This window comes from Nocardioides sp. dk884, from assembly GCF_009557055.1.
GTDB lineage: Bacteria > Actinomycetota > Actinomycetes > Propionibacteriales > Nocardioidaceae > Nocardioides.
The window spans coordinates 3682233-3708865 of the sequence record NZ_CP045649.1 but is presented as its reverse complement, the minus strand read 5'-3'; the positions used below and the strand labels follow the sequence as shown (position 1 = coordinate 3708865).

The 26633-nt window shown below is 72.2% G+C and carries 28 protein-coding genes; 13 read left to right on the top strand and 15 right to left on the bottom strand.

The features are described 5' to 3' along the window. Positions 1-2: 2 nt before the first annotated feature. The 4 genes from GFH29_RS17710 to GFH29_RS17695 are packed head-to-tail and all read right to left on the bottom strand — an operon-like array spanning position 3 to position 4640. Positions 3-1457: a glycoside hydrolase family 1 protein gene (locus tag GFH29_RS17710; protein ID WP_153325081.1), complete on the bottom strand. Its 1455-nt coding sequence runs from the start codon at positions 1455-1457 to the stop codon at positions 3-5. Continuing rightward, positions 1454-2272 (bottom strand): carbohydrate ABC transporter permease, encoded by an 819-nt coding sequence (locus GFH29_RS17705; protein ID WP_153325080.1) that lies wholly within the window; start codon positions 2270-2272, stop codon positions 1454-1456. The genes GFH29_RS17710 and GFH29_RS17705 overlap by 4 nt, the downstream gene beginning before the upstream one ends. Beyond that, entirely contained in the window at positions 2269-3312 is a 1044-nt protein-coding gene (locus GFH29_RS17700) for a carbohydrate ABC transporter permease (protein WP_153325079.1), read from the bottom strand. Before GFH29_RS17700 ends, GFH29_RS17705 begins: the two co-directional genes overlap by 4 nt. A gap of 14 nt (positions 3313-3326) precedes the next feature. Continuing rightward, the gene (locus GFH29_RS17695; RefSeq protein ID WP_228387584.1) at positions 3327-4640 is read right to left on the bottom strand and encodes an extracellular solute-binding protein; all 1314 of its coding nucleotides are present in this window, start codon (positions 4638-4640) and stop codon (positions 3327-3329) included. A gap of 252 nt (positions 4641-4892) precedes the next feature. On the opposite strand from GFH29_RS17695, the gene GFH29_RS17690 reads away from it, so the two are divergent. Further along, positions 4893-5987, top strand: coding sequence for an ABC transporter ATP-binding protein (locus GFH29_RS17690; protein ID WP_153325078.1), 1095 nt, complete (start codon positions 4893-4895; stop codon positions 5985-5987). A 171-nt stretch (positions 5988-6158) separates the two neighbouring features. Then, positions 6159-6779: a class I SAM-dependent methyltransferase gene (locus tag GFH29_RS17685; protein WP_153325077.1), complete on the top strand. Its 621-nt coding sequence runs from the start codon at positions 6159-6161 to the stop codon at positions 6777-6779. 172 nt (positions 6780-6951) lie between these two features. Here GFH29_RS17685 and typA read toward each other — a convergent pair whose 3' ends face one another. Both typA and GFH29_RS17675 read right to left on the bottom strand, forming a co-directional pair. Then, the gene (gene typA, locus GFH29_RS17680; protein ID WP_153325076.1) at positions 6952-8844 is read right to left on the bottom strand and encodes a translational GTPase TypA; all 1893 of its coding nucleotides are present in this window, start codon (positions 8842-8844) and stop codon (positions 6952-6954) included. A gap of 55 nt (positions 8845-8899) precedes the next feature. Continuing rightward, positions 8900-9679: an IclR family transcriptional regulator gene (locus GFH29_RS17675; RefSeq protein WP_228387583.1), complete on the bottom strand. Its 780-nt coding sequence runs from the start codon at positions 9677-9679 to the stop codon at positions 8900-8902. 74 nt (positions 9680-9753) lie between these two features. Between GFH29_RS17675 and GFH29_RS17670 the strand changes: the two genes are divergently transcribed. The 3 genes from GFH29_RS17670 to GFH29_RS17660 are packed head-to-tail and all read left to right on the top strand — an operon-like array spanning position 9754 to position 12522. Then, a complete protein-coding gene (locus tag GFH29_RS17670; protein WP_153325075.1) occupies positions 9754-11400 on the top strand; it encodes an acyl-CoA synthetase in 1647 nt (548 codons plus the stop codon). Beyond that, positions 11397-12263, top strand: coding sequence for an enoyl-CoA hydratase (locus GFH29_RS17665; RefSeq protein ID WP_153325074.1), 867 nt, complete (start codon positions 11397-11399; stop codon positions 12261-12263). Before GFH29_RS17670 ends, GFH29_RS17665 begins: the two co-directional genes overlap by 4 nt. Before the next feature lie 37 nt (positions 12264-12300). After that, a complete protein-coding gene (locus GFH29_RS17660; protein WP_153325073.1) occupies positions 12301-12522 on the top strand; it encodes a hypothetical protein in 222 nt (73 codons plus the stop codon). Between the two features lie 262 nt (positions 12523-12784). Here the strand turns inward: GFH29_RS17660 and GFH29_RS17655 are convergent, their stop codons facing one another. Next, a complete protein-coding gene (locus GFH29_RS17655) occupies positions 12785-13474 on the bottom strand; it encodes an aspartate/glutamate racemase family protein (RefSeq protein ID WP_153325072.1) in 690 nt (229 codons plus the stop codon). 121 nt (positions 13475-13595) lie between these two features. On the opposite strand from GFH29_RS17655, the gene GFH29_RS17650 reads away from it, so the two are divergent. Beyond that, positions 13596-14363, top strand: coding sequence for a phosphatase PAP2 family protein (locus tag GFH29_RS17650; protein ID WP_194288985.1), 768 nt, complete (start codon positions 13596-13598; stop codon positions 14361-14363). Here the strand turns inward: GFH29_RS17650 and GFH29_RS17645 are convergent. After that, positions 14293-15054 carry an SDR family NAD(P)-dependent oxidoreductase gene (locus tag GFH29_RS17645; RefSeq protein ID WP_228387582.1) on the bottom strand — a complete coding sequence of 254 codons (762 nt, stop codon included), beginning with the start codon at positions 15052-15054 and terminating at the stop codon, positions 14293-14295. The genes GFH29_RS17650 and GFH29_RS17645 overlap by 71 nt on opposite strands. A 172-nt stretch (positions 15055-15226) precedes the next feature. Between GFH29_RS17645 and mshA the strand changes: the two genes are divergently transcribed. Together mshA and GFH29_RS17635 are read left to right on the top strand one after the other, a co-directional pair. Then, positions 15227-16495, top strand: coding sequence for a D-inositol-3-phosphate glycosyltransferase (gene mshA / locus GFH29_RS17640; protein WP_416224771.1), 1269 nt, complete (start codon positions 15227-15229; stop codon positions 16493-16495). A gap of 8 nt (positions 16496-16503) precedes the next feature. Next, positions 16504-17004, top strand: a complete 501-nt coding sequence (locus GFH29_RS17635) for a YbjN domain-containing protein (protein WP_153325069.1) — start codon at positions 16504-16506, stop codon at positions 17002-17004. Between the two features lie 116 nt (positions 17005-17120). Here the strand turns inward: GFH29_RS17635 and GFH29_RS17630 are convergent, their stop codons facing one another. From GFH29_RS17630 to GFH29_RS17620, 3 genes are all read right to left on the bottom strand, one after another. After that, a complete protein-coding gene (locus GFH29_RS17630; protein WP_228387581.1) occupies positions 17121-18101 on the bottom strand; it encodes a DMT family transporter in 981 nt (326 codons plus the stop codon). Positions 18102-18370: 269 nt separating this feature from the next. Beyond that, positions 18371-19048, bottom strand: coding sequence for a response regulator transcription factor (locus tag GFH29_RS17625; protein ID WP_153325068.1), 678 nt, complete (start codon positions 19046-19048; stop codon positions 18371-18373). Continuing rightward, entirely contained in the window at positions 19045-20193 is a 1149-nt protein-coding gene (locus GFH29_RS17620) for a sensor histidine kinase (RefSeq protein WP_153325067.1), read from the bottom strand. The genes GFH29_RS17625 and GFH29_RS17620 overlap by 4 nt, the downstream gene beginning before the upstream one ends. A 119-nt stretch (positions 20194-20312) precedes the next feature. On the opposite strand from GFH29_RS17620, the gene phoU reads away from it, so the two are divergent. Then, positions 20313-20969 carry a phosphate signaling complex protein PhoU gene (phoU, locus tag GFH29_RS17615; RefSeq protein WP_153325066.1) on the top strand — a complete coding sequence of 219 codons (657 nt, stop codon included), beginning with the start codon at positions 20313-20315 and terminating at the stop codon, positions 20967-20969. 111 nt (positions 20970-21080) lie between these two features. On the opposite strand, the gene GFH29_RS17610 is transcribed toward phoU, so the two are convergent. The 3 genes from GFH29_RS17610 to GFH29_RS17600 all read right to left on the bottom strand — a co-directional run bounded on the left by GFH29_RS17610 (position 21081) and on the right by GFH29_RS17600 (position 23314). Further along, positions 21081-21824 carry a phosphoglyceromutase gene (locus GFH29_RS17610; RefSeq protein ID WP_153325065.1) on the bottom strand — a complete coding sequence of 248 codons (744 nt, stop codon included), beginning with the start codon at positions 21822-21824 and terminating at the stop codon, positions 21081-21083. Next, complete coding sequence (locus GFH29_RS17605) at positions 21824-22369, bottom strand: hypothetical protein (protein ID WP_153325064.1); 546 nt, start codon at positions 22367-22369, stop codon at positions 21824-21826. Before GFH29_RS17605 ends, GFH29_RS17610 begins: the two co-directional genes overlap by 1 nt. Positions 22370-22474: 105 nt before the next feature. Continuing rightward, a complete protein-coding gene (locus GFH29_RS17600) occupies positions 22475-23314 on the bottom strand; it encodes a UbiA family prenyltransferase (RefSeq protein ID WP_153325063.1) in 840 nt (279 codons plus the stop codon). A 221-nt stretch (positions 23315-23535) separates the two neighbouring features. Between GFH29_RS17600 and GFH29_RS17595 the strand changes: the two genes are divergently transcribed. Together GFH29_RS17595 and GFH29_RS17590 are read left to right on the top strand one after the other, a co-directional pair. Continuing rightward, positions 23536-24021, top strand: a complete 486-nt coding sequence (locus GFH29_RS17595; RefSeq protein ID WP_153325062.1) for a CarD family transcriptional regulator — start codon at positions 23536-23538, stop codon at positions 24019-24021. Positions 24022-24132: 111 nt separating this feature from the next. Next, positions 24133-24741, top strand: a complete 609-nt coding sequence (locus GFH29_RS17590) for a 2-C-methyl-D-erythritol 4-phosphate cytidylyltransferase (protein WP_153325061.1) — start codon at positions 24133-24135, stop codon at positions 24739-24741. Between the two features lie 15 nt (positions 24742-24756). Here the strand turns inward: GFH29_RS17590 and GFH29_RS17585 are convergent, their stop codons facing one another. Next, a complete protein-coding gene (locus GFH29_RS17585) occupies positions 24757-25434 on the bottom strand; it encodes an IspD/TarI family cytidylyltransferase (protein WP_153325879.1) in 678 nt (225 codons plus the stop codon). Between the two features lie 199 nt (positions 25435-25633). On the opposite strand from GFH29_RS17585, the gene nirD reads away from it, so the two are divergent. Together nirD and GFH29_RS17575 are read left to right on the top strand one after the other, a co-directional pair. Next, on the top strand, positions 25634-25999 hold the full coding sequence (nirD, locus tag GFH29_RS17580) for a nitrite reductase small subunit NirD (RefSeq protein WP_153325060.1): 366 nt from the start codon (positions 25634-25636) through the stop codon (positions 25997-25999). Positions 26000-26032: 33 nt separating this feature from the next. Next, the gene (locus GFH29_RS17575) at positions 26033-26620 is read left to right on the top strand and encodes a sirohydrochlorin chelatase (protein ID WP_153325059.1); all 588 of its coding nucleotides are present in this window, start codon (positions 26033-26035) and stop codon (positions 26618-26620) included. Positions 26621-26633: the final 13 nt, after the last annotated feature.

Genomic DNA, 26633 nt, shown 5'->3' with positions numbered 1-26633 from the left:
ACCTACCGGCCACCGATCCGGCCGGATGCGGCGATCTCCGCGTAGGTCAGCGCGCTCGTCTTCGGGGTGCGCCGCTGGGTGGCGTAGTCGACGTGGACCAGCCCGAAGCGCTGGTCGTAGCCGTAGGCCCACTCGAAGTTGTCCAGCAGCGACCAGGCGAAGTAGCCGCGCACGTCGGCGCCCTGCTCGATGGCCGCGTGGACGGCGCGCAGGTGCTCCTCCAGGTAGGCGGTCCGCTCCGGGTCGTGCACCTCGCCGTCCGGGCCGACCACGTCGGCGTAGGCCGAGCCGTTCTCGGTGATGACCAGCGGCGGCGCGTCGTACTCGGTGCTGAGCCGCACCAGCAGCCGGGTCAGCCCCTCGGGCTGCACCTCCCAGCCCATCGCGGTCACCGGCAGCCCGCGGCCGGGGAAGCCGACGTCCTCACAGCCGACGAACGGGGTGCTCGTCGGCCGCTCCGCCGGGCCGGCGTGCGGCGTCGGGCCGTCCGGGTCGCGCCGGGCGGCGACCGCGTCGCCCTTGTAGTAGTTGACCCCGAGCACGTCGAGCGGGGTGGCGATCAGCGCCAGGTCGCCGTCCTCGACGAACGCCTGCCAGCCGCGCTCGCGCCAGCGCAGGTGCTCGGTGTCGCCGAGCAGGTCCGCGGGATAGCGGCCGGTGAGCAGCGGGTCGAGGAACGCCCGGTTGTGCAGCGCGTCGATGCGCCGCGCCGCGTCCACGTCGCGCGGGTCGTCGGGGTCGGCCGGGTCGGCGACGGTGAGGTTGACGGTGATCCCCAGCTCGGTGCCGTCGGTGCCGACCCCGCGGCGGCGCAGCTCGTCGGCGGCCAGGCCGTGCCCGAGCAGCAGGTGGTGGGTGGCGACCAGCCCGGCCACCCCCTCCTGCCGGCCCGGAGCGTGCTGGCCGCCGGTGTAGCCGAGGAACGCCGAGCACCACGGCTCGTTGAGCGTGGTCCAGGACGGGACCCGGTCGCCCAGCGCGTCGTGCACGCTCACGGCGTACTCGGCGAAGCGGTACGCCGTGTCGCGGGCGGTCCAGCCGCCGGCGTCCTCCAGGGCCTGGGGGAGGTCCCAGTGGTACAGCGTCAGCCACGGCCGGATGCCGGCCTCGAGCAGTTCGTCGACCAGCCGGGAGTAGAAGTCCAGCCCGGCGCGGTTGACCGGCCCGCCGTCCGGGCGCACCCGTGGCCAGGCCACCGAGAACCGGTAGGCGCGCAGGTTCAGCGCCTTCATCAGCGCGACGTCCTCGGGCATCCGGTGGTAGTGGTCGCAGGCGACGTCGCCGTGGTCGCCGCCGGCCACCGCCCCGGGCACCCGGCAGAAGGTGTCCCAGATCGAGGGCGTCCGGCCGTCCTCGCGGGCTGCGCCCTCGATCTGGTACGACGCGGTGGCCGCGCCCCAGCAGAAGTCGGACGGGAAGGTGAGCGTGCGGGCCGGGGTGGTCTGGAGGTCGGTCATCCCTTGACTGCTCCTTGCATGATCCCGGCGACGAGCTGCCGACCGGAGAGGACGAAGAGCACCAGGAGCGGCACCGTCGAGAGCACGGCGCCGCAGAGCACCAGGCTGTAGTCGACGTAGTACCCGCTCTGGAGCTGCTGGAGGGCGATCTGGACGGTGGGGTTGGTGGCCGGCAGCACGATCATCGGCCAGAAGAAGTCGGTCCACACCGTCATGAAGGTGAACAGCCACAAGATCGCCGCCGCCGGTCGCGCCGCGGGCAGCGCGACGTTGAAGAAGGTGCGGATCATCGAGCAGCCGTCCACGCGGGCGGCCTCGATCAGCTCGTCGGGGACGGCGTCGAGGAGGTACTGGCGCATGAAGAAGACGCCGAACGCGGTGACCAGCGTCGGGACGATGACCGCCCACACGTGCCCGGTCCAGCCGAGCTTGGCCATCTGGATGAACAGCGGGATCACGCCGAGCTGGGTCGGCACCGCCATCGTCGCGACCACGAAGACCATCAGCCCGTTGCGGCCGCGGAACTGCAGCTTGGCGAAGGCGTAGCCGGCCAGGGTGCAGAAGAACACCACCGAGGTCGCGCACACGGTCGAGATCAGCAGGCTGTTGCCGAGCGCCTTCCAGAAGTCCACGGTCTCGAAGACCCGCTGGGCGTTGTCGAAGAAGTGCCCGCCGGGCAGCAGCGGCGGGATCCGCTCGGTCGCGACGTCGGCCTCGTGCGAGCCGACGATCAGCGACCAGTACAGCGGTCCGGCCGAGCCGAGGACGAACGCCGTCAGCAGGCCGTAGACGAGGAATCCGGGGCGGCGGGTCATCGCGGGACCTCCGTACGTCGGCGCCGGCGTGGCCGGCCGCTGGAGGCCCGGCCCACCTGCTGGGAGATCAGGAAGTTCACCAGCGCGACCAGCACGATCAGCCCGAACAACAGCCAGGCCACCGCGGAGGCGGTGCCGAGGTTGCGCAGCCGCCAGCCGAGCTCCCACAGATAGAGGGTGACGGTCTGCCACTGCCGGTCCGAGCCGCCGAGCCCGACGTTGTCGTAGAGCCGCGGCTCGGTGAAGATCTGCAGCCCGCCGATGGTCGAGGTGATGATCACGAAGATCAGCGTCGGGCGGACCATCGGCACGGTGACGGAGAAGAACTGGCGCACCTTGCCGGCGCCGTCGATGGCGGCGGACTCGTAGAGGTCGCGGGGCACCGCCTGCATCGCGGCCAGCAGGATCAGCGCGTTGTAGCCGGTCCAGCGCCAGTTGACCATCGAGGCGATGGCGATGTGGCTGGGCAGGGTGTCCACGTGCCAGGCGATCGGGTCGATGCCGATCAGCCCGAGCGCGCCGTTGACCAGGCCGTAGCGGTCGCCGAAGAGGTTGCCGAAGATCAGCGTGACCGCGGCCGGGGCGACCACGAACGGCAGCAGGATGCTCATCCGCCACCAGGTCCGCCCGCGCAGGTTGGTGTCGAGCAGCCCGGCGAGCAGCAGCGCGATCAGCACCTGCGGGATCGAGGAGAGCAGGAAGATGCTGATCGTGTTGCGCAGCGCGCGCCAGAAGTAGCGGTCCTCGAAGACCGAGCGGTAGTTGTCCAGCCCGACGTACTCGCCCTTGCCGCCGAGCAGGCTCCACTCGTGCAGCGAGACGTAGCCGGTGTAGAGGAGCGGGAACATCCCGACGACCAGGAACAGCACGAAGAACGGCGAGATGTAGAGGTACGGCGAGAGCCGGACGTCCCAGCGGGAGAGCCGCTGCCGGGTGGTCAGCCGGCGCCGGGGGCGCCCGGGCCCGGCGGGGGCGGTGCCCGCCGGGGACGCCGTGGCAGCGACGTCCCCGGCGGGTGCGGGAGGAGGGTGGAGGGTCATGGGTACGGCCCGGGTCAGCCGATCCGCTTGACGTCGGCCGAGAAGGACTCCCAGGCCTCCTCGGGAGACTCCTGGCCCTGGTCCACGCGCAGGATCGCGGCCTGGAAGGCCTGGATCAGGTCGGCGTACTTGGGGCCCTTGAACGGCTGCATGGTGACCGCCTTGGCGCGCTCGGCGTAGATCTGGCCGGTCGGGGCGTTGTTGAAGAACTCGTTGGTCGACTCCAGCAGGACCGGGTCGTCGAGCGCCTCGACCTGGCTGGGGTAGGTGCCCTTGGCGGCGAAGGCCTTGATCTGCTGCTCCGGCTCGGTCAGCCAGGCGGCCAGCGCCTGGGCCTCCTCCGGGTGCTCGGACTGCGTGGGCACGGTCAGGAACGACCCGCCCCAGTTGCCGGCTCCGCCGGGGAAGGCGTTGGCGATGTCCCAGCCCTCGACGCCCTTGGCGTTGCCCTCGATGATGCCGAGCATCCAGCCCGGGCAGGCCATGGTGGCGAAGCCGTCCTTCTTGAACGCCGCGACCCAGTCGTTGGACCACTGGTCCATGTTGGTCGCCAGCCCGGCCGCCTGCATCTCGGTGACGGTGTCGAAGACCTCCTTCAGCTCGGGGTTCTCGAGTGCGACGACGTTGCCGTCCTCGTCCTCGAAGGGGAAGTCCAGCTGGTTGATCATCGCCTGGCTGGTGCCCTTGGAGGAGTCGTACCAGGCGACGTCGGGCAGCTCGGCGACGAACTTCTTGCCGGTGTCGAAGTAGGAGTCCCAGCTCTCGAAGAGCGCGGCGACCTCCTCGCGGTCGGTGGGCAGCCCGGCCTTGGCGAACAGGTCGGCGCGGTAGCAGATGCCCTCGGGGCCGATGTCGGTGCCGTAGCCGATCATCCGGCCCTCGGAGTCGGTGCCCGCCTCGCTCTTCCAGTCCAGCCAGCGTCCCTCGAGGCTGTCGTCGGTGAGGTCGACGAAGGCGCCCTCCTCCTCGAGGATCGCGGGCATCCCGTCGCCCTCGACGGCCTCGATGTCGGCGAGGCCCGACCCGGCGGCCAGCTTGGTGTAGAGGTTGTCGCGGTGCTCCTCCCAGGTGCCGACCTTCTTCTGCACGACCTTGATGTCGGGATTGAGCTCCATGTACTCCTCGAGCAGGCCCTCGTAGCCGAACTCGTTGAACGTCGCGATCGTGAGCGTGGTCTGCCCGTCGCCGGCGTCGGAGTCGTCGCCCCCGCAGGCGACGGTGAGGGTGAGGACGAGGGCCGTCACGGCCCCCACGGCCAGCCCCCGACGACGTCGGTGGTGGCGGGCAGCGGGCCGGGAACCGGCCTCGGTGTGGGTGGTGGTCTGCACGGTGACGCTCCCTGGGGTGTGGGCGGCTGCCGGACTCGGGGAGGTGGAAACGGTGTGAGAGCGCTTCCACGCTCGCGGCTCGTTCACGATGACATGCGTCACATCGAGTGTCAACGGTCCGCGCCTCAGTGGGCCGGACGGGCGCGGTGAGGTGTGGAAGCGCTCCCACTAGACGTCGTCTCGCTCCGCGTCGTACGGTGGACGCGATGTGACCCGCGCCACCGTCGTGGTGGCCGTGCGAGAGGACCAGTCATGGCGTCGGTGCGGTTCGACAAGGCAGTACGCAAGTTCCCCGGAGCGGACCGGCCGGCGGTGTCCGACCTCGACCTCACCGTCGAGGACGGCGAGCTGATGGTGCTCGTCGGGCCCTCGGGGTGCGGGAAGTCCACCTCGCTGCGGATGCTCGCGGGGCTGGAGGAGCTCACCTCCGGCGCGGTGCTGATCGGGGAGGAGGACGTCACCGACCTCCCGCCCAAGGACCGCGACATCGCGATGGTGTTCCAGAACTACGCGCTCTACCCGCACATGACGGTGGCCGACAACATGGGCTTCGCGCTCAAGATCGCCGGCGTCGGCAAGGAGGAGCGTCGCACCCGGGTCCAGGAGGCGGCCCGGCTGCTCGACCTCGAGGCCTACCTCGACCGCAAGCCCAAGGCGCTCTCCGGCGGGCAACGCCAGCGAGTGGCGATGGGCCGCGCGATCGTGCGCCAGCCCCAGGTGTTCTGCATGGACGAGCCGCTGTCGAACCTCGACGCCAAGCTGCGGGTCTCCACCCGCACCCAGATCTCCGCGCTCCAGCAGCGCCTGGGCACCACCACCGTCTACGTCACCCACGACCAGGTCGAGGCGATGACGATGGGGGACCGGGTCGCGGTGCTCAAGGACGGCGTGCTGCAGCAGGTCGCCAGCCCGCTGGCGCTCTACGACCGCCCCGCGAACCTCTTCGTCGCCGGGTTCATCGGCTCCCCGGCGATGAACCTGCTGGAGGCCAAGACCGCCGGCGACGGTACGGCGGTGGCCGACGGCTACGCGCTGCCGATCGACCGGGACGCGGCGGCCCGCTCCACCGGCGCGGTGACCCTCGGCATCCGCCCGGAGTCCTGGCGCCTGGCGCAGGGCGACGAGGAGGGCTACCCGGTCCGGGTCGCCGCGGTCGAGGAGCTCGGCGCGGAGGCCTACGTCTACGCCACCCCGGACACCGACGTCAGCCACGACCTGCTGCGCCAGGTCGTCGTCCGCGTCGAGGGCCGCCCCGACCTGCCCCGCGGCGCCCGGATCCGGCTCACCACCTCACCGGACAAGGTCCACGTCTTCGACACCACCACCGGCGCCCGCCTCACCCCCTGACCCACTCCACTGGTTGAGTCGAGAGTTCTGACGGTCGAGTCGAGACCTCTGACCGGTCGAGTCGAGAGTTCTGACGCTCGCGCTCGGCTTCCCGTCGTCGTACGGCGTGACGTCTCGCCCCGACCGAGGGGGCAGTGCGGCCCGGTCGCACAGGGCGGCGAGGATGGGGACATGACCGACCAGTCCAGCCCCCGTCCCCGTTGGTTCACCGACACCAAGGACGGCCACTCGCAGTGGTACGTCGAGCGCTTCCGCGCGCTGGCCGCCGAGGGCGCCGACCTGGCGGGGGAGGCCCGCTTCGTCGACGCGATGGTCGAGCGGGGCGCGCGGATCCTCGACGCCGGCTGCGGCACCGGCCGGCTCTCCGGCGAGCTCGCGGCCCGCGGGCACACCGTGGTCGGACTGGACGCCGACCCGGTGCTGGTCGAGGCCGCCCGCGTCGACCACCCCGGTCCGACGTACGGCGTCGTCGACCTCAGCGAGCTGGAGCTCGCCGACGTCGGCGGGGAACCGGTCGACCTCGTCGTGTGCGCGGGCAACGTGATGGTGTTCGTCGCGCCGGGCACCGAGCGCCAGGTGCTCGCCAACCTCTGCGCGGTGGTCCGGCCCGGCGGCCGCGTCGTGGTCGGCTTCCGCCGCGACGAGGCCTACCCCTTCGAGCGGTACGACGCCGACCTGGCCGACCTCGCCCGCGAGGGGGTGGCGCGGGTCGAGCAGCGGTTCGCCACCTGGCACCTGGACCCGTTCACCGACGAGTCCGACTTCGCCGTCACGGTGCTGCGCGTGGGCTGACGGGGTTTGTCGCGCCCCTCGTCGTACGACAGAAGTCTCGACTCGACCGTCAGAAGTCTCGACTCGACCGGTCGAAACCCTCGACTCGACGGTCAGAACTCTCGACTCAACGAGAAGGGCCCGCCCCGCAGCCGAAGCTGCGGGACGGGCCCCTGTCGTCGGGCGGAGCGGATCAGGCCTTGTTGGCCTTGCGGGCGCGCGAGGCGGTCTTCGCGCGCTCACCGGCGTCGAGCACGACCTTGCGGATGCGCACGGACTCCGGGGTGACCTCGACGCACTCGTCCTCGCGGCAGAACTCCAGGCACTGCTCGAGGGAGAGCTTGCGCGGCGGGATCAGCTTCTCGAAGTTGTCGGAGGTGGCGGACCGGATGTTGGTCTGCTGCTTCTCCTTGGTGATGTTGACGTCCATGTCGTCGGCGCGGGAGTTCTCCCCGACGATCATGCCCTCGTAGACCTCGGTCGTCGGCTCGACGAACAGGGTGCCGCGCTCCTGCAGCGAGGTCATGGCGTACGCCGTGGCCGCACCCTTGCGGTCGGCGACCAGCGAGCCGTTGTTGCGCGAGCGGATCTCGCCGGCCCAGCGGTCGTAGCCCTCGGAGATGTGGTGGGCGATGCCGGTGCCGCGGGTCTCGGTGAGGAACTCGGTGCGGAAGCCGATCAGGCCACGCGCGGGCACGATGAACTCCATGCGGACCCAGCCGGTGCCGTGGTTGGTCATGCCCTCCATGCGGCCCTTGCGGGCGGCGAGCAGCTCGGTGATCGCGCCGAGGTACTCCTCGGGGGCGTCGATGGTCAGGCGCTCGATCGGCTCGTGGACCTTGCCGTCGATCTCCTTGGTGACCACCTGCGGCTTGCCGACGGTGAGCTCGTAGCCCTCGCGGCGCATCTGCTCGACCAGGATCGCCAGCGCCAGCTCGCCGCGGCCCTGGACCTCCCAGGCGTCGGGACGCTCGGTGTTGAGGACCTTGAGCGAGACGTTGCCGATGAGCTCGGCGTCGAGGCGGTCCTTGACCAGGCGGGCGGTGACCTTGGAGCCCTTGACCTTGCCCACGAGCGGGCTGGTGTTGGTGCCGATGGTCATCGAGATCGCGGGCTCGTCGACGTGGATGAGCGGCAGCGCAACCGGGTTCTCCGGGTCGGCCAGGGTCTCGCCGATCATGATCTCGGGGATGCCGGCGATCGCGACGATGTCACCGGGGCCGGCGACCTCGCCGGGCTTGCGCTCGAGGCCCTCGGTGATCAGCAGCTCGGTGATCTTGACGTTCTTGACCGAGCCGTCGCGGCGCATCCAGGCGACGTTCTGGCCCTTGCGCAGGGTTCCCTCGTGGATGCGGACCAGCGCGAGGCGGCCGAGGAACGGCGAGGCGTCCAGGTTGGTGACGTGCGCCTGCAGCGGCGCACCCTCGGTGTAGGTCGGCGCCGGGATCGTGTCGATGATCGTCTTGAAGAGCGGCTCGAGGTCCTTGCCGTCGGGCAGGGTGGCGTTCTCGGGCTTCTCGAGGCTGGCGATGCCGGCCTTGCCGGAGGCGTAGACGACCGGGAAGTCCAGGGCGTCCTGGCCGTGGGTGTCGTCGAGCAGGTCCATGAACAGCTCGTAGGTCTCGTCGACGACCTCGGAGATCCGGGCGTCGCCACGGTCGACCTTGTTGACGACCAGGACGACGGGCATCTTGGCGTTGAGCGCCTTGCGCAGCACGAAGCGCGTCTGCGGCAGCGGGCCCTCGGAGGCGTCCACGAGCAGCACGATGCCGTCGACCATCGACAGGCCGCGCTCGACCTCGCCACCGAAGTCGGCGTGGCCGGGGGTGTCGATGATGTTGATCGTCATGCCCTCGGGGGCCGACGCGCCGTTGTAGTGGATCGCGGTGTTCTTCGCGAGGATCGTGATGCCCTTCTCGCGCTCGAGGTCACCGGAGTCCATCACGCGGTCCGCGACGCTCTCGGCCTCGTGTTCGGAGAAGGCGCCCGCCTGGCGGAGCATCGCATCGACCAGCGTGGTCTTGCCGTGGTCGACGTGCGCGACGATCGCGACATTGCGCAGGTTGGCGGACTTTGTCTCAGACATCAGGTGGGGAGTCACTTCCGATCGGGGCGTGGGACCCAGAAGGGCCGCGCCGATCTTACGACCGCAAGCGGTATCGCTCCGCATCGAGACGTACGTCGTGGAGCCGTTGTGACGTGAGCCGCACCGCGCGGGCGAGCATCGGCACGAACCGCTCCACCGGTGCGGCCCGCCCGGGGAGCCCCACCGAGATCGCGCCGACCGGGCCGTCGGGGCCCACGATCGCGGCCCCGACGCCGCGCAGCTCCCAGGGCATGTCGTCGCTGGTGATGGCCAGGCCGTGACGGCGCCGGATCGTGTGCAGCCGCTCGTGCAGGCGCCCGCTCGCCCGGCCGTCGAGCAGGATCCGGTCCACCTCCTCGGGGGCGAGCGCGGCGAGCATCGCCCGCCCGGCGACGGCGTCCTCGGCGCGGTAGCGGGTGCCGACGGTGGTGGGGATGTCCGGGACGTGCCGCCCGCCCACCTTGTCGAGCACCTCGACGCTCCCGCCCGCCAGCACGGTCAGGTGCACGACCGCGGAGGTGGTCGCCTCCAGCTCCTGCAGCGCCTCCGCGGCGGCCGCGCGCAGCGGCAGGCTGCCTTCGACCCGGCGCCCGAGCCGCTGGGCGCGCGGGCCCAGGCAGTAGCCGTGCGGGCCGTGCTCGAGCCAGCGCATCGCGACCAGCTGCGCCAGGAGTCGGTACGTCGTGGAGCGCGGCAGTCCCGACAGCTCGGCGATCTCCTCCAGCAGCAGGTGGTCGGGGCCGAGCAGGAAGACGTCGAGGATCTGCGTGAGACGCTCGACCATGCCCGCGCGGCCCGGCGCTCGTGGTCCGGGTCGTGCCTCGGCCTCGTCCATCGGGTGCCCTCCCAGGTTCCAGCCAGCGGGAACGAGTGTGACACAGGACACGTCAGCGCCGGAGCCTGCCGCGCATGGTCCACCACATCGCCGACCTCGTCGAGCACGCCGTCGACGCGGTCCCGGAGCGCACCGCCCTCGTCGCCGGCGAGGCCCGGCTCAGCTATGCCGAGCTGGAGGCCGCCGCCAACCGCTTCGCCCACCACCTGCTCGCCGTCGGCGTCGGGCCGGGGGACCACGTCGGGCTGATGGCCCGCAACACCGCCGAGCACGTCGTGGCGATGCTCGGCTGCTTCAAGGCCCGCGCGACCCCGATCAACATCAACTACCGCTACGTTGCTGCCGAGCTGGACCACCTGCTCGGCGACTCCGGGATGGTCGCGCTGGTCCACGAGGCGCGCTACTCCGCGGTGCTGGACGAGGTGGTGCCGGCCCACCACCGCCTGCGCCACGTGGTCGTGATCGACGACGGCGTGGACGCGCGCCCCACGGCGTACGCGTGGACAGGGTGGGACGACGCGATGACCGGCCGGTCCGCGGAGCGCGACTTCGGCCCGCGCAGCCCCGACGACGTCTACATCGTCTACACCGGCGGCACCACCGGCTACCCGAAGGGCGTGATGTGGCGCCACGAGGACGTGTGGCGCACCCTCGGCGGCGGCCTGGACTTCGTCACCGGCAAGCCGATCGAGGAGCGCGACCAGTCCCGGGGCGCGCTCACCGGGCCGCAGCTGGTCTGCCTCCACCTCGGCCCGGTCATGCACGCGAACGGCCAGTGGGGGATGCTGCTGCGCTTCTTCGGCGGCCACACCAACGTGCTGCTCGCGAAGTTCGACCCCGCGCAGGTGTGGCGCACCGTCGAGGCCGAGCGGGTCAACACCCTCTCCCTGATCGGCGACGCGATGGCCCGGCCGCTGATCGAGGAGCACGAGCGGGGGGAGTACGACGCCGCGAGCCTCGCCACCGTGACCAGCGCGGCCGCGATCTTCTCCGTCGAGGTCAAGCAGCGCTGGCTGCGGCAGCTGCCCGAGGTGGTGGTGCTCGACGTCATCGGCTCCTCGGAGACCGGGATGACCGGCAACGGCCGGATCCGCACCGAGACCCTCGCCGACAAGGGCAGCCTGGTCGAGGTCGGCCCGGAGACGGTCGTGATCGACGAGCAGGACCGCATCCTCGACCTGGACGCCGACGTGGGCGCGATCGGGCGGATGGCGCGACGCGGGAGCATCCCGCTGGGCTACCTCGGCGACCCGGAGAAGACCGCGCGGATCTTCCGCACCATCGACGGGGTGCGCCACGCGGTCCCCGGCGACTACGTGCAGATCGAGCCCGGCGGCCGGCTGACGCTGCTGGGGCGCGGCTCGGGCTGCATCAACACCGGCGGGGAGAAGGTCTACCCCGAGGAGGTCGAGGTCGCGCTCAAGGCGCACCCCGACGTCTTCGACGCCCTGGTGCTCGGCCTGCCGGACCCGACCTACGGCCAGCAGGTCGCCGCGCTGGTCCAGCCGCGCCCCGGCACCGCGCTCGACGTCGAGGACGTGCGCCGGCTGCTGCGCACCCGGCTCTCGGGCTACAAGGTGCCGCGCACGGTGCACGTCGTCGCCCGGATCCCGCGCCACGTCACCGGCAAGGCCGACTACCGGCAGGCCCGCGAGGTCGCGGACGCGCTGGCGGACACCCTGGCGCCCGACCCCGCCGCGGCACCGGGGCCTGCGTCATGAGCTTCGTCGAGGTGGACCGCCCCGAGCCCGGGGTCGCGGTGGTGACGCTGAACCGGCCGGAGCGGATGAACGCGATGGCCTTCGACGTGATGGTCCCGGTGCGCGACCGGCTGGTGGAGCTCGGCCGCGACAACGCGGTCCGTGCGGTGGTGCTCACCGGCGCCGGGGCCGCGTTCTGCTCCGGGGCGGACCAGGAGTCCGCGGGGCGCCCGCCGTACGCCGACGGCCTGCCGCGCCCGGCGTACGCCCTGCGCTCGCTGGAGATGCTCGAGGACGTCGTGGGCACCCTGCGCCGGATGCACCAGCCGGTGATCGCGGCGGTCAACGGGGCGGCGGTCGGCGGCGGGCTGTGCCTGGCGCTGGCCTGCGACCTGCGGATCGCCTCGAGCGCCGCCTACTTCCGTGCCGCGGGCATCAACAACGGTCTCACCGCGAGCGAGCTCGGGCTGAGCTACCTGCTCCCGCGCGCCGTGGGGTCCAGCCACGCCGCCGACCTGATGTTCACCGGCCGCGACGTCGAGGCGGCCGAGGCGGCGCGCATCGGGCTGGTGTCCCGGGTCGCCGACCCGGTGCTCGCGGAGGCCGTGGCGATCGGGGTGCGGATCGCGGAGCTCTCCCAGCCCGGCATCGAGCTCACCAAGCGGACCCTGCACGCCGGGATCGCCGCCGGCTCCCTGGAGAGCCACATGCCGGTCGAGGGCATCGGGCAGCTCTACCTGCGGCTGCTGACCGACAACTTCGAGGAGGCGACGCGGGCCCGCAGGGCCGGGCGTGCGGCGCGGTTCAGCGACGACCGAGCCGCGGACCAGTCGGTGGACCAGTCGGTGGACCAGGCAGGTGTCCAGGGCGCGGGCCCGGGGTAACGGCGCGGAAACGTTCCCGACCGAGAGGCACAACCCCGTGGCGACGTACGACTCCAACCTGCAGGCGGCAGTGGACGCGACCTCCCTGGCCAGGGACTCCGGCGAGAAGGACCTGGTCGCCTACCTCAAGGAGCAGCTGACCGATCGCGACATCGAGACCAACGACCAGGGCTGGATCGAGCGGACCGCCGAGCGGATCCGGGAGAACCCGAACTACATGATCGAGGACGAGCCCGACGACTATCGCCCGCAGGGATGAGGTAGGCCGCTCGTCCGCGCACCGTTTGGCCCCGCGCGAGCGGGGCATTGAGAGTCATCGGCCTCGTCCGAGGCCCGGAGAAGGAGCCCCTGTGAACACTCGCACCATTGCCGTTGTCGCGCTGGTCCTGGTCGTCGTCGTGCTGCTGATCCTGCTGCTCTGAGTCGGCTCGCCGACCCGCCCCGCCCGCCACGTCCGTGACGCGGCGGGCGGGGGCGGGTCAGGCCCCGTGAATCAGGCCCCGTGAATCAGGCCCCGTGAGTCAGGCCAGGGCCCGATCGAGGGCCGCGGCGACGTGGAGCGTGGTGCTGGGGAACAGCGGGACGTCCGCGTCGGCCTGCTTGACCAGGAGCTCGAGCTCGGTGCAGCCGAGGATCACCCCGCCGGCGCCGGCGTCCCACAGCTCGTCGATCACCTGCACGAGCGTGCGGCGCGAGGAGTCCAGCGCCCGCCCGTGGACGAGCTCCTCATAGATGATCCGATCGATCTCCGCGTGCCGCGCAACGTCCGGCACGTGCACCGTGAGGCCCTGCGCGGCCAGCCGGTCGGTGAAGAACGAGCCCGACATGGCGAAGGACGTGCCCACGAAGCCCACCGAGGTGACCCCCTGCGCCGTGCAGGCCGCGGCGACCGGGTCGGCCAGGTGCAGCAGCGGGATGTCGATCGCCGCCTCCACCTGCTCCGCGACTCGGTGGAAGGCCGTGGTGCACATCAAGAGGAAGTCCGCGCCGGCTCGCTCCACGCCCCGCGCGGCCTCGCCCAGGACGACGGCGACGTCGTCCCAGCGCTCGGCCCGCTGCAGCGCCGTGAGCTCGGCGAAGTCCAGCGAGCTCAGCACCGTGCGTGCCGAGGCGAGCCCGCCCACCCGCTGTTCGACGCCGCGATTGAGAGCCTCGTAGTAGACGGCGCTGCTCTCCCAGCTCATGCCGCCGATCATTCCGATGGTCTGCACGCCGGAAGTGTGCCACCCGCACGCGCGCACCGTGCTGGACTCGACGCAGTGGGCGGAAGACTCGCCGAGACAGCCAAACCAGTTCACCCCTAGGGGGTGGGTGCTGGCACAATTCAAGGTGGTGAGTACCGACATCCGCGTCCCTCGGTCTGCCGTCGCGCTCCGAGTGCTGCGACCGGCAGCGCTGGAGGTCGTCTCCGTACTGGTGCTCTTCGGCGTCTACAACCTCGGGCGGGTGGTCGCCACCGGTCGGGTGGCCTCCGCCGACGACAACGCGCTGGCCATCCTGCGCTTCCAGGAGCTGCTCCAGATGCCGGACGAGGCGTCCATGCAGGCGTGGGCGCTCAGCGTGCAGCACTTCGTCGGGCTCGCCGATCGCTACTACCTCGTGCACTTCCCGGTCACGATCGCGGTGCTGGTCTACCTCTACGTCCGGCGCCGCGAGGTCTACTACTGGGCCAAGCGGGCGCTGGTGCTGGCCACGGCGGCCGCGATGGTCATCCACATCGTGTGGCCGGTGACCCCGCCGCGGCTGCTGGAGGCCTCCGGGATGGTCGACACCGGCCAGAGGGCCGGCACCAGCGTGTACGGCGGCGGCCCGTTCGCCGGCCTGGCCAACGAGTACGCCGCGATGCCGAGCCTGCACGTCGGCTGGGCGCTGCTGCTCGCGCTGGTGCTGATGACCCTCACCACCAGCAGGTGGCGGGTGCTCTGGCTGCTGCACCCGCTGCTGACCACGGTGACGGTCGTGGTGACCGCCAACCACTACGTCGTGGACGCCGCCGCGGGCGCGCTGATCGTCGTGGTGGCGCTCGCGCTCAGCCGACCCGGTGGACCTTGTGCTGTGCGGCCTGGGCGCGGGGGCGGATCACCAGCTCGTCGATGTTGACGTGCGCCGGACGGGTGAGCATCCACCCGATCGCGTCGGCGACGTCCTGCGCCACCAGCGGCTCGGCCACGCCGGCGTAGACCGCGTCGGCCCGCTCCGCATCGCCGTCGAAGCGCACCAGCGAGAACTCCTCGGTGCGCACCATCCCGGGCGCGATCTCCATGACCCGCACCGGCTGGTCGAACAGCTCCAGGCGCAGGGTCTCGGTCACGACCTTGGTGCCGTGCTTGGCGGCGGTGTAGCCGGCGCCGCCCTCGTAGGCTCTCCGCCCGGCCGTCGAGCCGACGTTGAGGATCGCGCCGGCGCCGCTGGCGATCAGCGCGGGCAGCAGGGCGCGGGTGACCTGCATCAGGCCGATCACGTTGACGTCGTACATCCGACGCCACTCCTCGCTGTCGCCCTGCGCGACCGGGCGCATGCCGAAGGCGCCACCGGCGTTGTTGACCAGCGCGTCGAGGCGGCCGCCGACCCGCTCGGCGAGCGCGGCGACGGACGCGGCGTCGGTGACGTCGCAGACCACCGCCGTACCGCCGATCTCGGCGGCGAGCTCCTCGACCCGCTCGGCACGGCGGGCCGCGCAGTAGACGTGGTAGCCCGCGGCGGCCAGCGTGCGCGCCGTGGCGGCGCCGATGCCGCTGCTGGCGCCGGTGACGACGGCGGTACGGGGGGCGGCGTTCTTCGAAGTGCTCACCCGACCATTGTGCAGTAACCCTGTCGACTTCGCGCGGACGTTGCCGGACATCTCGCAGAGTGGTGCCGGTGACGGCGCCGCGTGGGCTCTCCCGGATCATGGGACGTCGGGAATCTGTGGGCGGCCTCGGACGTTCGCCCCGATGGACCGCTGACCCCGAGGAAGGACAGGCGTGGAGGACACTCGCGACGACATCAGGCGCGTGGCGATGATCAGTCTGCACACCTCGCCGCTGGACCAGCCCGGCACCGGTGACGCCGGCGGGATGAACGTCTACGTCATCGAGCTCGCCCGGCGGCTGGCTCGCCAGGGCGTGGAGGTCGACATCTTCACCCGCGCGACGAGCTCGACCCTGCCGCCGCTGGTCACCGCCGGTGACGGCATCTGCGTGCACCACGTCCCGGCCGGCCCGTTCGAGGGCCTCACCAAGGCCGAGCTGCCGGCGCAGCTGTGCGTGTTCGCGCGCGAGGTGATGCGCGCCGAGGCCGTCAAGCCGGTCGGGCACTACGACGCCGTGCACTCCCACTACTGGCTCTCCGGCCAGGTCGGGGCGCTCGCTCGCGACCGCTGGGGGGTGCCGCTGGTGCACTCGATGCACACGATGGCGAAGGTCAAGAACGACGCGCTGGCGGCCGGGGACACCCCGGAGCCGACGGCCCGCATCATCGGCGAGGAGCAGGTCGTCGCTGCGGCGGACATGCTGATCGCCAACACCGACCTCGAGGCCAAGCAGCTGATCAACCTCTACGACGCCGACGCCGGTCGGGTCGAGGTGGTCCACCCGGGCGTCGACCTCGGCGTCTTCCGGCCGCTGGACCGCATCGCCACCCGCCGTGAGCTCGGCCTGCCGGTGGACGCGCACGTGCTGCTGTTCGCCGGGCGCATCCAGCCGCTCAAGGCCCCCGACGTCCTGCTGCGCGCGGTGGCGATCATGCTCGAGCGCGCGCCCTCCCTGCGCGCCCGCCTCGTCGTCCCCATCGTCGGCGGCCCCTCCGGCACCGGCCTGGAGCGCCCCGAGTCGCTGGCCGCGCTCGCGCGCGAGCTCGGCATCGACGACGTGGTCCGCTTCGTCCCGCCGGTCACCCAGCCCCAGCTGGCGCGCTGGTACGCCGCCGCCACCGCGGTCGCCGTCCCCTCCTACAACGAGTCCTTCGGCCTGGTCGCCGCCGAGGCGCAGGCCACCGGTACGCCCGTGGTCGCCGCCGCGGTCGGGGGACTCACCACCGTGGTGCGCGACCGGCACAGCGGGCTGCTCGTCGACGGCCACGACCCGGCCCGCTGGGCCGACGCGCTGACGCGGGTGCTCGACGAGGACCTGCGGGTCCGCCTGGAGGCCGGCGCGCTGGAGCAGGCGCGCGAGTTCTCCTGGGAGGCCACCGCCAGCCGCACCCTCGAGGTCTACCGCCGTGCGTCGGCGCTGATGCGCGAGCCGGTCCTGTGAGCGGGCCCGTGAGCGCCACCGACGCGGCCCGCGTCGTGCGCGAGCACCTCGCCGCCTCCGGCCTGGAGTACGACGAGGACCGGCCCGGCTTCTTCTCCTTCGCGCTGCCGGGTGAGAAGAAGCTCCAGACCGCCGTGCGCCTCGACGTCGGGGAGCACGCGCTCGGTGTGCACGCGTTCGTGTGCCGGCGCCCCGACGAGAACCACGAGCGGGTCTATCGCTGGCTGCTCGAGCGCAACCTGCGCCTGTACGCCGTCTCCTTCGCCGTCGACACCCACGGCGACATCTACCTCGACGGGCGCCTGCCGCTGGCCGCGGCCACCCCCGAGGAGCTCGACCGGCTGCTGGGCGCGGTGCTGGGCGCCGCCGACGACTCCTTCAACACGATCCTCGAGCTCGGCTTCGCCTCCTCGATCCGCAAGGAGTGGGAGTGGCGCAAGCTGCGCGGCGAGCCCACCCACAACCTCGAGGCGTTCCGCGGCTGGCTCGAGGCCGACACCCCCGACTGACCCGGGTCTCCTCCTCCGCGAGTCGGCTCTTGTGGCGCGCCGAGTCGGCTCTTGTGGTTGCGCGAGTCGGCGCCAATGGCGCGCCGAGTCGGCGCCAATGGCGGCGGCTCCGCTGCTCAGGCGGTCCTGGCCGGCTCAGCGGCCGCCGTACGCGGCTTGCGCCGGGCGACCGCGACGCCGACCAGGGTGAGCGCGCCGCCGGCGTACGCCATCGTCGGGGGTGCCTCGGAGAGGAACAGCACGCCCATCACGATCGTCAGCGGCGGCACCAGGTAGGTCGTGACACCCAGGCTGCTGGCGCTCATGTGCGACAGCGCGTAGGCGTAGGTGCTGAACGCGATCGCGGTCGGGAAGACGCCGAGGTAGACCACCCACAGCACCGAGCTCAGCGGGGCGTCGGCGACCTCGCCGGCGAGCTGGCCGGCGAACGGCAGGCAGGAGATCGCGCCGACGGTGCAGGCCAGCCAGGTGACGTGCAGGCCCGAGAGCCGCGCGACGAGCGGCTTCTGGAGCACCAGGCTGATCGCGTAGACCCCGGCCGCGAGCAGGCACAGCAGTACGCCGACGAGGTCGCGCTCGTTGCCCTCGGAGGAGGACAGGCTGATCAGCGCGACGCCGGCGAAGGCGAGCGCGAGGCCGACGCCGAGGTACGCCGTGAACCGCTCGCCGAGGAATGCCGCGGCCAGCAGCGCGATCAGCACCGGCGCGACCTGGATCAGCATCGAGGCGGTGCCGGCGTCGACGCGCTGCTCGCCCTCGTTGAGCGCGACGTTGTAGATGCCGAACCACAGCACGCCGATGAGCACGATCGAGACCCACTCGCGTCCGGTCGGCCGGGGCAGCCCGCGCGGCAGCGCGACCGCGGCGAGGACGACCGCGCCCACGAGCAGGCGACCCAACGACAGCGCGCCCGGGGAGAAGTCGTCGGCGAGGTGGCGGATCGCCACGAACGCCGAGGCCCAGCAGAGCAGCGTCACGGCGACTGCGATCAGCGGCAGCCAGCCGGGCGCGGTCGCGGCGCCGCCGGCGCCGCCGGTGTCGGCGGCGGGCGTGTCGCGGGGGCCGGAGGCGGCAGATCGGTCGAGAGGAGTGCGCACCGCACGATCCTAGGAACGCAGGAGCCTTCCGGTCGCGCGGATTACGGACACCGCAGTGCGAGATCCCGCCCCTCCCCGGCGTACGACGCCATGAGCGCCGACTGGGCACACCACAAGCGCCGACTCGCGCAACCAATGGCGCCGACTCGCGCAACCAATGGCGCCGACTCGCGCAACCACACGCGCCGACTCGCGCAACCACACGCGCCGACTCGCGCAACCACACGCGCCGACTCGCGCAACCACACGCGCCGACTCGGCGGGAGGGGTCAGAGGTCGAGCTTGTAGCCCAGCCCGCGCACGGTCATCAGGTAGCGCGGGTTGCTCGGGTCGGGCTCGAGCTTGCTGCGCAGCCGCTTGACGTGGACGTCGAGGGTCTTGGTGTCCCCGACGTAGTCCGAGCCCCACACCCGGTCGATCAGCTGACCGCGGGTGAGCACCCGGCCGGGGTTGCGCAGGAACATCTCCAGCAGCTCGAACTCCTTGAGCGGCAGGCGCTGCTCCTCGCCGTCGACGGTGACGATGTGACGCTCCACGTCCATGCGCACCGGCCCCGCCTCCAGCGCCGTCGAGGCCGCCTCCGGCTCCTGGCCGCGGCGCAGGACCGCGCGGATCCGGGCGACGAGCTCGCGGGGGGAGTAGGGCTTGGTGACGTAGTCGTCGGCGCCCAGCTCGAGCCCGACGACCTTGTCGACCTCGTCGTCCTTCGCGCTGACCATGATCACCGGGACGTTGGAGGTGGCCCGGATCTGGCGGCACACCTCCGTGCCCGGCAGCCCCGGCAGCATCAGGTCGAGCAGCACGATGTCGGCGCCGTTGCGGTCGAACTCGGTGAGGGCGGCGTGCCCGTCGGCCGCGACCGCGACCTCGAAGCCCTCCTTGCGCAGCATGTAGGCGAGTGCCTCGCTGTAGCTCTCTTCGTCCTCGACGACGAGTACCCGGCTCACGGGCGGTCCTCCTGCTTCTTCTCGGCACCGAAGTGCTGGGGGAGGGTCAGGGTGAACGTGGAGCCCTGGCCCTCGATGGACCACACCCGGACCTCTCCTCCGTGTGTGGCGGCGACGTGCTTGACGATGGACAGGCCCAGACCGGTGCCGCCGGTGGAGCGGTGGCGGGCCGGGTCGACGCGGTAGAAGCGCTCGAAGATGCGGTCGATCTCGTGCGAGGGGATGCCGATGCCCTGGTCGACCACCGAGACCTCGACGGTGCCGTCCTCGGTGGCCTTGCGCCCGACGACCACGGAGGAGTCGGGCTCGGAGTAGGCGATCGCGTTGGCCACCAGGTTGGTGACGGCCGCGGTCACCTGCTCCTGGCTGCCGAAGACCTGCAGCCCCGGCGTCCCGCGCGTGTGCACCCGGATGTCGCGCGACTCCGCGTCGATCTTGCTGGTGTCGACCGCTGCCGTGATCACGTCGTCGAGGTCGACCACCGAGGGCGCCTCGAGCGGGTCGTCGGCCTGCAGGCGGGAGAGCTCGATGATCTGCTGCACCAGCGCGGTCAGCCGGTCGCTCTCGGTGAGCATGCGCGAGGCGAAGCGGACCACCGCCTCGGGGTCGTCGGAGGCGTGGGTGACGGCCTCGGAGAGCAGCCGGATCGCGCCGACCGGGGTCTTCAGCTCGTGGCTGACGTTGGCGACGAAGTCGCGGCGTACCGCCTCGACGCGGCGCTCGCGGGTGCGGTCCTCGACGAGCGCGAGCACCAGGCGGGGGCTGAGCGGCGCGACCCGGGCCGTCACGTGCCGGGCGGGGGCGCCGCGCCGCTCGATGACCAGCTCGGTGTCGCGGATCTCCCCGTCGCGGCGGACCTGGCGCACCACGTCGGCGAGCTCGTCGGAGGCGAGCCGGTGCCCGCGCACCAGCCCGAGTGCGTACGCCGGGGCGGAGGCCTTCAGGACCACGTCGGTCTCGTCGACCACGACCGCGCTGCTGCGCAGCACCGAGAGCACGGTGGCGACGCCCGGCGGGACCAACGGCTCCTCGGCCGGGGTGACCCGGCGCTGCTGACGGTCGCTGACGTGCCAGGCGAGCACGGCGCCGCCGGCGACGATGGCCCCCATGACGGCGGCGAGGAACGCCTGGGTCGTTGGGTCCACGGGACAAGAGTACGGCGACCCGCGGCCGGCGGTCGCCGCGTACGCCGCGGCTTCGCAACGTTCACCTGGCGTTCACGAGGTCACCCCGAGCAGTCACCTGCAGTCGCTACGGTCGGCTCATGCGTGATCTCTTCAATGACCAGCTCGACCGGATGATCGCCGACCTGGCCAACATCTGCGACGACGTGCAGACAGCCGTCCACGACGCCACCGTGGCCCTCCTGACCGGCGACGCCGCCGTCGCTGAGCGGGTGATCAGCGCCGATGAGGTGATCGACGCGGCCCGGGAGCGGGTGGAGGAGGCGGCGTTCTCGCTGCTGCTGCTCCAGCAGCCGGTCGCCGGCGACCTGCGCACGATCGTGTCCGCGCTGCGGATGGTCAGCGAGCTCGAGCGGATGGGCGACCTCTCGGTGCACGTCGCGAAGGTGGCCCGGCTGCGGGTGCCCCACGTGGCGGTGCCCGACGACGTGCGCCCCACCATCGAGCGGATGGCCGAGGTCGCGGAGACCATGGTCAGCGAGGTGCGCCAGGTCATCGCCCGCCGCGACGTCGAGGCCGCCATCGCGCTGGGCCGCGCCGACGAGGAGATGGACCGGCTGCGCCGCGAGAGCTTCACCCAGCTGCTGGCTGAGGACTGGCCGCACGGCGTCGAGGCCGCGGTCGACCTGGCCCTGCTCGGGCGCTACTACGAGCGCATCGCCGACCACGCCGTCTCCATCGCCCGCCGCGTGGTCTTCGTCGTCACCGGGGAGGACCCGCGGTCGGTGGAGGTGTGAGCCCCACCAGCAGGTAGTTCGTGACGTTGGGGACTGTGGAGAACGTCATCCACAGTCCCTCACGTCACGAACTACCTCGCGGTGTCGTGCGCGCTCGGGGAGCGTCGGTCGTCAGCGACCCTGGTTCGCGACCGCCGCGGCAGCCTCGGCGGCCGCCTCGGGGTCGAGGTAGACGCCACCGCGGACGGTGGGGCGCAGGTCGTCGTCGAGCTCGTAGCGCAGCGGCATGCCGGTGGGGATGTTGAGCCCGGCGATGTCCTCGTCGCTGATCTGGTCGAGGTGCTTGACCAGCGCGCGCAGGCTGTTGCCGTGCGCGGCGATCAGGACCGTGCGACCGGCGCGCAGGTCGGGGACGACCTCGCTCTCCCAGTACGGCAGGAAGCGGTCGATGACGTCCTTGAGGCACTCGGTGCGCGGCATCTCGGCGCCGAGGTCGGCGTAGCGCGGGTCGCCGACCTGGGAGAACTCGTCGGCGTCGTCCAGCGGCGGGGGAGGCGTGTCGAAGGAGCGGCGCCAGAGCATGAACTGCTCCTCGCCGTACTGGTCCTTGACCTGCTTCTTGTCCTTGCCCTGGAGCGCGCCGTAGTGGCGCTCGTTGAGGCGCCACGAGCGCTTCACCGGGATCCAGTGGCGGTCGCACGCGTCCAGCGCGATCGCGGCGGTGGTGATCGCGCGACGCTGCAGGGAGGTGTGCACGATGTCGGGCAGCAGGCCCGCCTCACGCATGAGTACGCCGCCGCGCTCGGCCTCGCCGCGGCCCTTGTCGGTCAGGGCCACGTCGACCCAGCCGGTGAAGAGGTTCTTGGCGTTCCACTCGCTCTCGCCGTGGCGCAGCAGGATCAGCGTGGCGCCCATCAGTGCTCGGCCTCGCCCTCGGACTCGGAGTGCGGGAACTCGCAGGAGTAGGCCTCGGCCAGCTCCTCGCCGCTGCCGGTCTGGACGGAGGTGTCCATGCCCTCGAACTCGTCGCAGTTGGTCACGACGGGGACGTTGAGCTCGACGGCGTCGCCGGTGTCGAACTCCAGCTGCAGGGTGACGTAGCCGCCCGCGGCGACCTCGCCGTCGACGTGGACGTCCTCGTCGGCGAGGTTGACGTAGCCGCGCGGCGGGATCTCGAGGTCCTTGAGGCCCTTGAGGTTCACGCCCTCGCCCGCGACGGAGACCAGGGTGCGCGGCTCGTCGGGGTCGTTGTTGGAGAGGCCGGCGACGAAGGTGCCGCTGCCGGGCTGGGCCGCGACGACCACGGCACCGACGACGTCGACGTCCTCGTCGCGGTTGTTGGTGCCGGCGGCCGGGGTGTAGACCCGGTCGGTCGCGTAGTCGAACCCGCACGAGCTGAGGACGGGGACGGCCAGCACGGTGGCGCTCACGGCGAGAGTGAGCTTGCGGCGCAGGTGCATTCGGATGCCTTCGTGGTCGAGCGGGCAGAACGCCCACAGCCTATCGCCCGTCCGCGCCCCGGCTCGCCCGGGTCGTCCCGTGGTGAGCGGGGTGGTGCGCGGGCGCTACCGGGCCAGCCCGACCTGGGCGCCCACGACCGCCAGGGCGACCAGGACGAGCAGCAGATACGCGCTGGTGACGCTCAGCAGCCGCGAGGCCCCCAGGCGCAGCCCGAGGCGCAGCGGCAGGGTGCGCCAGCCGTCGGCGTTGTCGGGCACCAGTCCCCACAGGGAGACCAGCAGGTGCACGCCGATGCCGAGGAACGCCGCGAGGACCACCATCACCGGCTCGGGCGCCGAGCCGGTGTCGGCGCCTCCCCACCCGCCATAGGAGAGGTACGCCGGGTAGAGGGCGTAGGAGAGCGCCCACGGCAGCCAGGACAGCAGGCCGCGACGCAGCACCAGGTTGGCGAGCATGCCGACGGCGAGCGAGGCCAGGTAGAACAGCCCGGCCCGTACGCCGGTGGCCACCGAGAGCGGGACCACCAGGAGCACCGCGCACAGCAGCGCGAACCAGACGGTGCCCGGGTCGAGGAGGCCCTGCGCGACCGGCTTGCCGGGCCGGTCGTGGCGCCGGTCGCGGTCGCGGTCGACCAGGTCGTTGTGCCAGCCCAGGATCGTCTGGCCGACCAGGACCGTCGCGAACACGACGCCGACCTCGCGCCCGGGGCGCCCGCTGATCCCTGCCGCGGCGGCCAGGCCGGCGGCGGTGAGCACGCCCTGCTTGGCGTGCGCGGCCCGCAGCAGCAGCAGCGGGGTCGCGTCGGCGACGCGTCGGCGCTGCGGTGCGGCCGGCGGCTCGTCCGCGGCGACCGGAGCCGTGGGGTGGCTCGGCGCGGGCCCGGGGTCGGTCTCGCGTGCCTCCGTCGCCGTCCGGCGTCGTTGCCAGGGCATGGGTTTCGCCATGTCCGGCAGTATCAGTCACGGCCCCCGCGAGGAGGTGTAACTACCGCTTTCACCAGCGGTTTTCGTGGTTTTGTCCCAACCCACGAGATGGTCTCCACCACATCCCGATCGGCCCTGTCAAGCCTCCCATTGGGTGCATTGGCACGCTGACCTGCGGAAACGTCTCCAGGGTCTGCGCTGGCACGTGTTAGACTGCTTCCCTAGGAAGGGGAACCTGACATATGTCTTTCACCGTCGGCGAAACGGTCGTCTATCCGAATCATGGGGCCGCGGTCATCGAGAACATCGAGACCCGCAAGATCAAGGGAGAGGACCGGGAGTACCTCGTCCTGCGCATCGTGGCGCAGCAGGACCTGGTGGTGCGCGTCCCGGCTGACAACCTCGACCTCGTCGGGGTTCGCGACGTCGTCGACAAGGAAGGCCTCGACCGCGTGTTCGACGTCCTCCGTGCCGCGCACGTCGAGGAGCCGACCAACTGGTCGCGTCGTTACAAGGCCAACCTCGAGAAGCTGCACAGCGGCGACGTCATGAAGGTGGCCGAGGTCGTGCGCGACCTGTGGCGCCGCGAGCGTGACCGCGGCCTGTCCGCCGGCGAGAAGCGGATGCTGGCCAAGGCGCGCCAGATCCTCGTCTCCGAGCTGGCACTGGCCGAGCGGACCAACGAGGACAAGGCCGAGGCCATCCTCGACGAGGTGCTCGCCTCCTGATCCACCCCGGCTGCTGACCCCCACGCGGGTCGCGGCCGGCTCGCGACGGCCCCCGGGTGCAACCCGGGGGCCGTCGGCGTTCGCTTCCATGCCGCCCCTACGGTGGGGCCCATGAGTGAGGTGGACGACGACTGGCGCGCCTCGGCGCTGCCGGCGCTCGGGGTGGTTCTCGACGAGGGGCGCGGTGCGCTGCCGTTCGCGCTGCTGCACGGTGAGGCGCTCGTGGCCTGCGCGTCGTGGGGGCTGGGGGAGGCGCAGGTGACCGCCCTCGACCTCGGCACCCCGTGGTGGGCGGTGCAGGAGGCCGATGAGCCCCTGGTGCTGCACGACGTGCTCTGCCCCGCGACGCCGGCGGAGTTCATCGCCGGGTGCGTGGCCCGGGCGGTCGAGGAGGACGTCGTCGTGGTGGGCGTGCGCCCGGTCACCGACACCGTCAAGCACGTCGAGTCCGGTTTCGTCGGCGAGACCGTCGATCGCGCCGGTCTGCTCGCGGTGGTCTCACCGGTCGTGCTGCCGGCCTCCGTCGTCGCGGCGCTGCCGGACTGGCCGGGCGACGACCTCGCCGCGCTCGTCGACACCCTCGCCCGCGAGCACACCGTGGTGCCCGTGGAGGCGCCGCCGACCGCCCGCCGGGTGACCAGCGAGGAGGACGTCCGCGTGCTCGAGGCGCTCACCCGCCCCGAGGAGGACGGCAGCGACCTGCTCGGCGAGCTGCGCTGAGGCGCCTCGGGCTGCTCAGGTCAGGAGCGCGTCCGCGAGGGCGACGTCCTCGGGGAAGGTGATCTTGAGGTTGCGCGGACCGCTCGGCACGGCCGCGATCCGCACGTCGCTGTAGCGCGCCAGGCAGCCGGCGGTGTCGGTGGCCTCGAAGCCGTCCGCGGCCGCCGCGGCGTACGACGTGAGCAGCTCGCGCGCCCGGAACGCCTGCGGCGTCTGGACGCCCCCGAGCGCGCCCGGCACGGCCCGCAGGTCGGTGGTGAGAAGGCCGGACAGCGGTGCGACCGGCAGCGCGCCGCCGTGCACGCGGGCCGCGCTGACGACCGCCGCGAACAGGTCGGTGTCGGCCAGCGGCCGGGCGCCGTCGTGCACCGCGATCACCTCGAGCTCCCCGGCCTCGATGTACGGCGCGAGCACCCGCACGGCGTTCCACTCCGAGGCGTGCCGGGTCGGGCCGCCGGTCACCACCACGACCTCGTGGTCGCCGAGGTGCCGGCCGACGCTCTCGGAGACCGCGTCGAGCTCGCCGGGTCGTACGACGAGCACCACCCGGCGTACCCCCGGCAGGTCCAGCGCGGCGCGCAGCGACCAGGCCAGCACCGGGCGGCCCTGCAGCGGCAGCAGGACCTTGTTGGTCGCCGCTCCCACGCGCGACCCGGACCCGGCCCCGAGGACCACGACGGCGGAGGTAGGCATGTCGCTCACGGGCGCAGACGCTACCCCTCGGCCGCGGGGGGACCGCGCCACAGGGTTTTCCTGACCGTTACATAGCGAAACAGGCGCCGAACACGGCAGTCCTACGTTCAGGGTCCGAAGGAGGCCCCATGTGCTCGCTCCCCCCGACCCATCCGCCCCTGCTCAGTCCGCTCGTCCACCCCCGCTCGGACCCGCCACGATGACCCCGCGTCCCTCCGCGGCCGAGGAGTGGCAGCCGGTCTGCCAGGTCGCCGAGCTCGAGGTCGAGCGCGGGGCGACCGCCCTCGTGCACGGCCAGGCGGTCGCGATCTTCCGGTGCGCCGACGGCCGTGTCTACGCGCTCGGCAACCACGACCCGTTCGCGAAGGCCTCGGTGATCGCCCGCGGCATCGTCGGCACACGCGGCGAGGTGCCGTTCGTGGCCTCCCCGGCGCACCGCCACGCCTTCGACCTACGCAGCGGCCGGTGCCTGGAGGACTCCCACGTGTCGGTGCCGGTGTACGCCGTGAAGGTCGTCGAGGGGGTCGTGCTGATCGGGTCCCGCAAGCAGGACGACGCCGCCTGAGGAAACCACGACGAGAGCTCGAGGAGGTCCGCGATGAGACTGGTGACAGTCGCCCGGCCCACCGGTGCGCCCAACCGGGTCGCACACGAGGTGACCGCACGGGCCGCACACACGCTGGGCGTCCCCGGAGTGGTCTCCTACGGCCCGGTCCCCGCGGACCCCTCGAGCATCGTGGTCCCGCTGCTGCTCTCCTCCGCCCACGACCTGCCGGTCCCGCCGCTGGGGCCGCACCCGCTGATCGCCGCCGCCCAGGCGGCCCGGCTGGTGCGCGCCGGCGCGCGTCCCGGGACGCCGGTGGTGATGGTCGCGCTGGGCGCGCAGGGACCCGGGATCGCCGCCCACCTGGAGCGCGCGGTCGAGCTGCTCGCGCACAGCTGGACCGGCCCGGTCGAGCTGGCCACGCTGAGCGGCCCGGGGCCGCGCCCCGAGGAGGTGCTGCGGCGCCGGGTCGCGGTCTCGCCGTACCTGCTCTCGCCCGGCGCCGACGCAGACCGGATCCGCGCGGTCGCGCAGGCATCGGGCGCCGTGGTCGTGGCCGACGTCGTGGGGGCGCACCGGTTCGTCGCCGACCTGGTCGTACGCCGGTTCCGGCTCGGCGCCGCGCGGTCCCACGCGGCCTGAGCGGGCGGCCCGC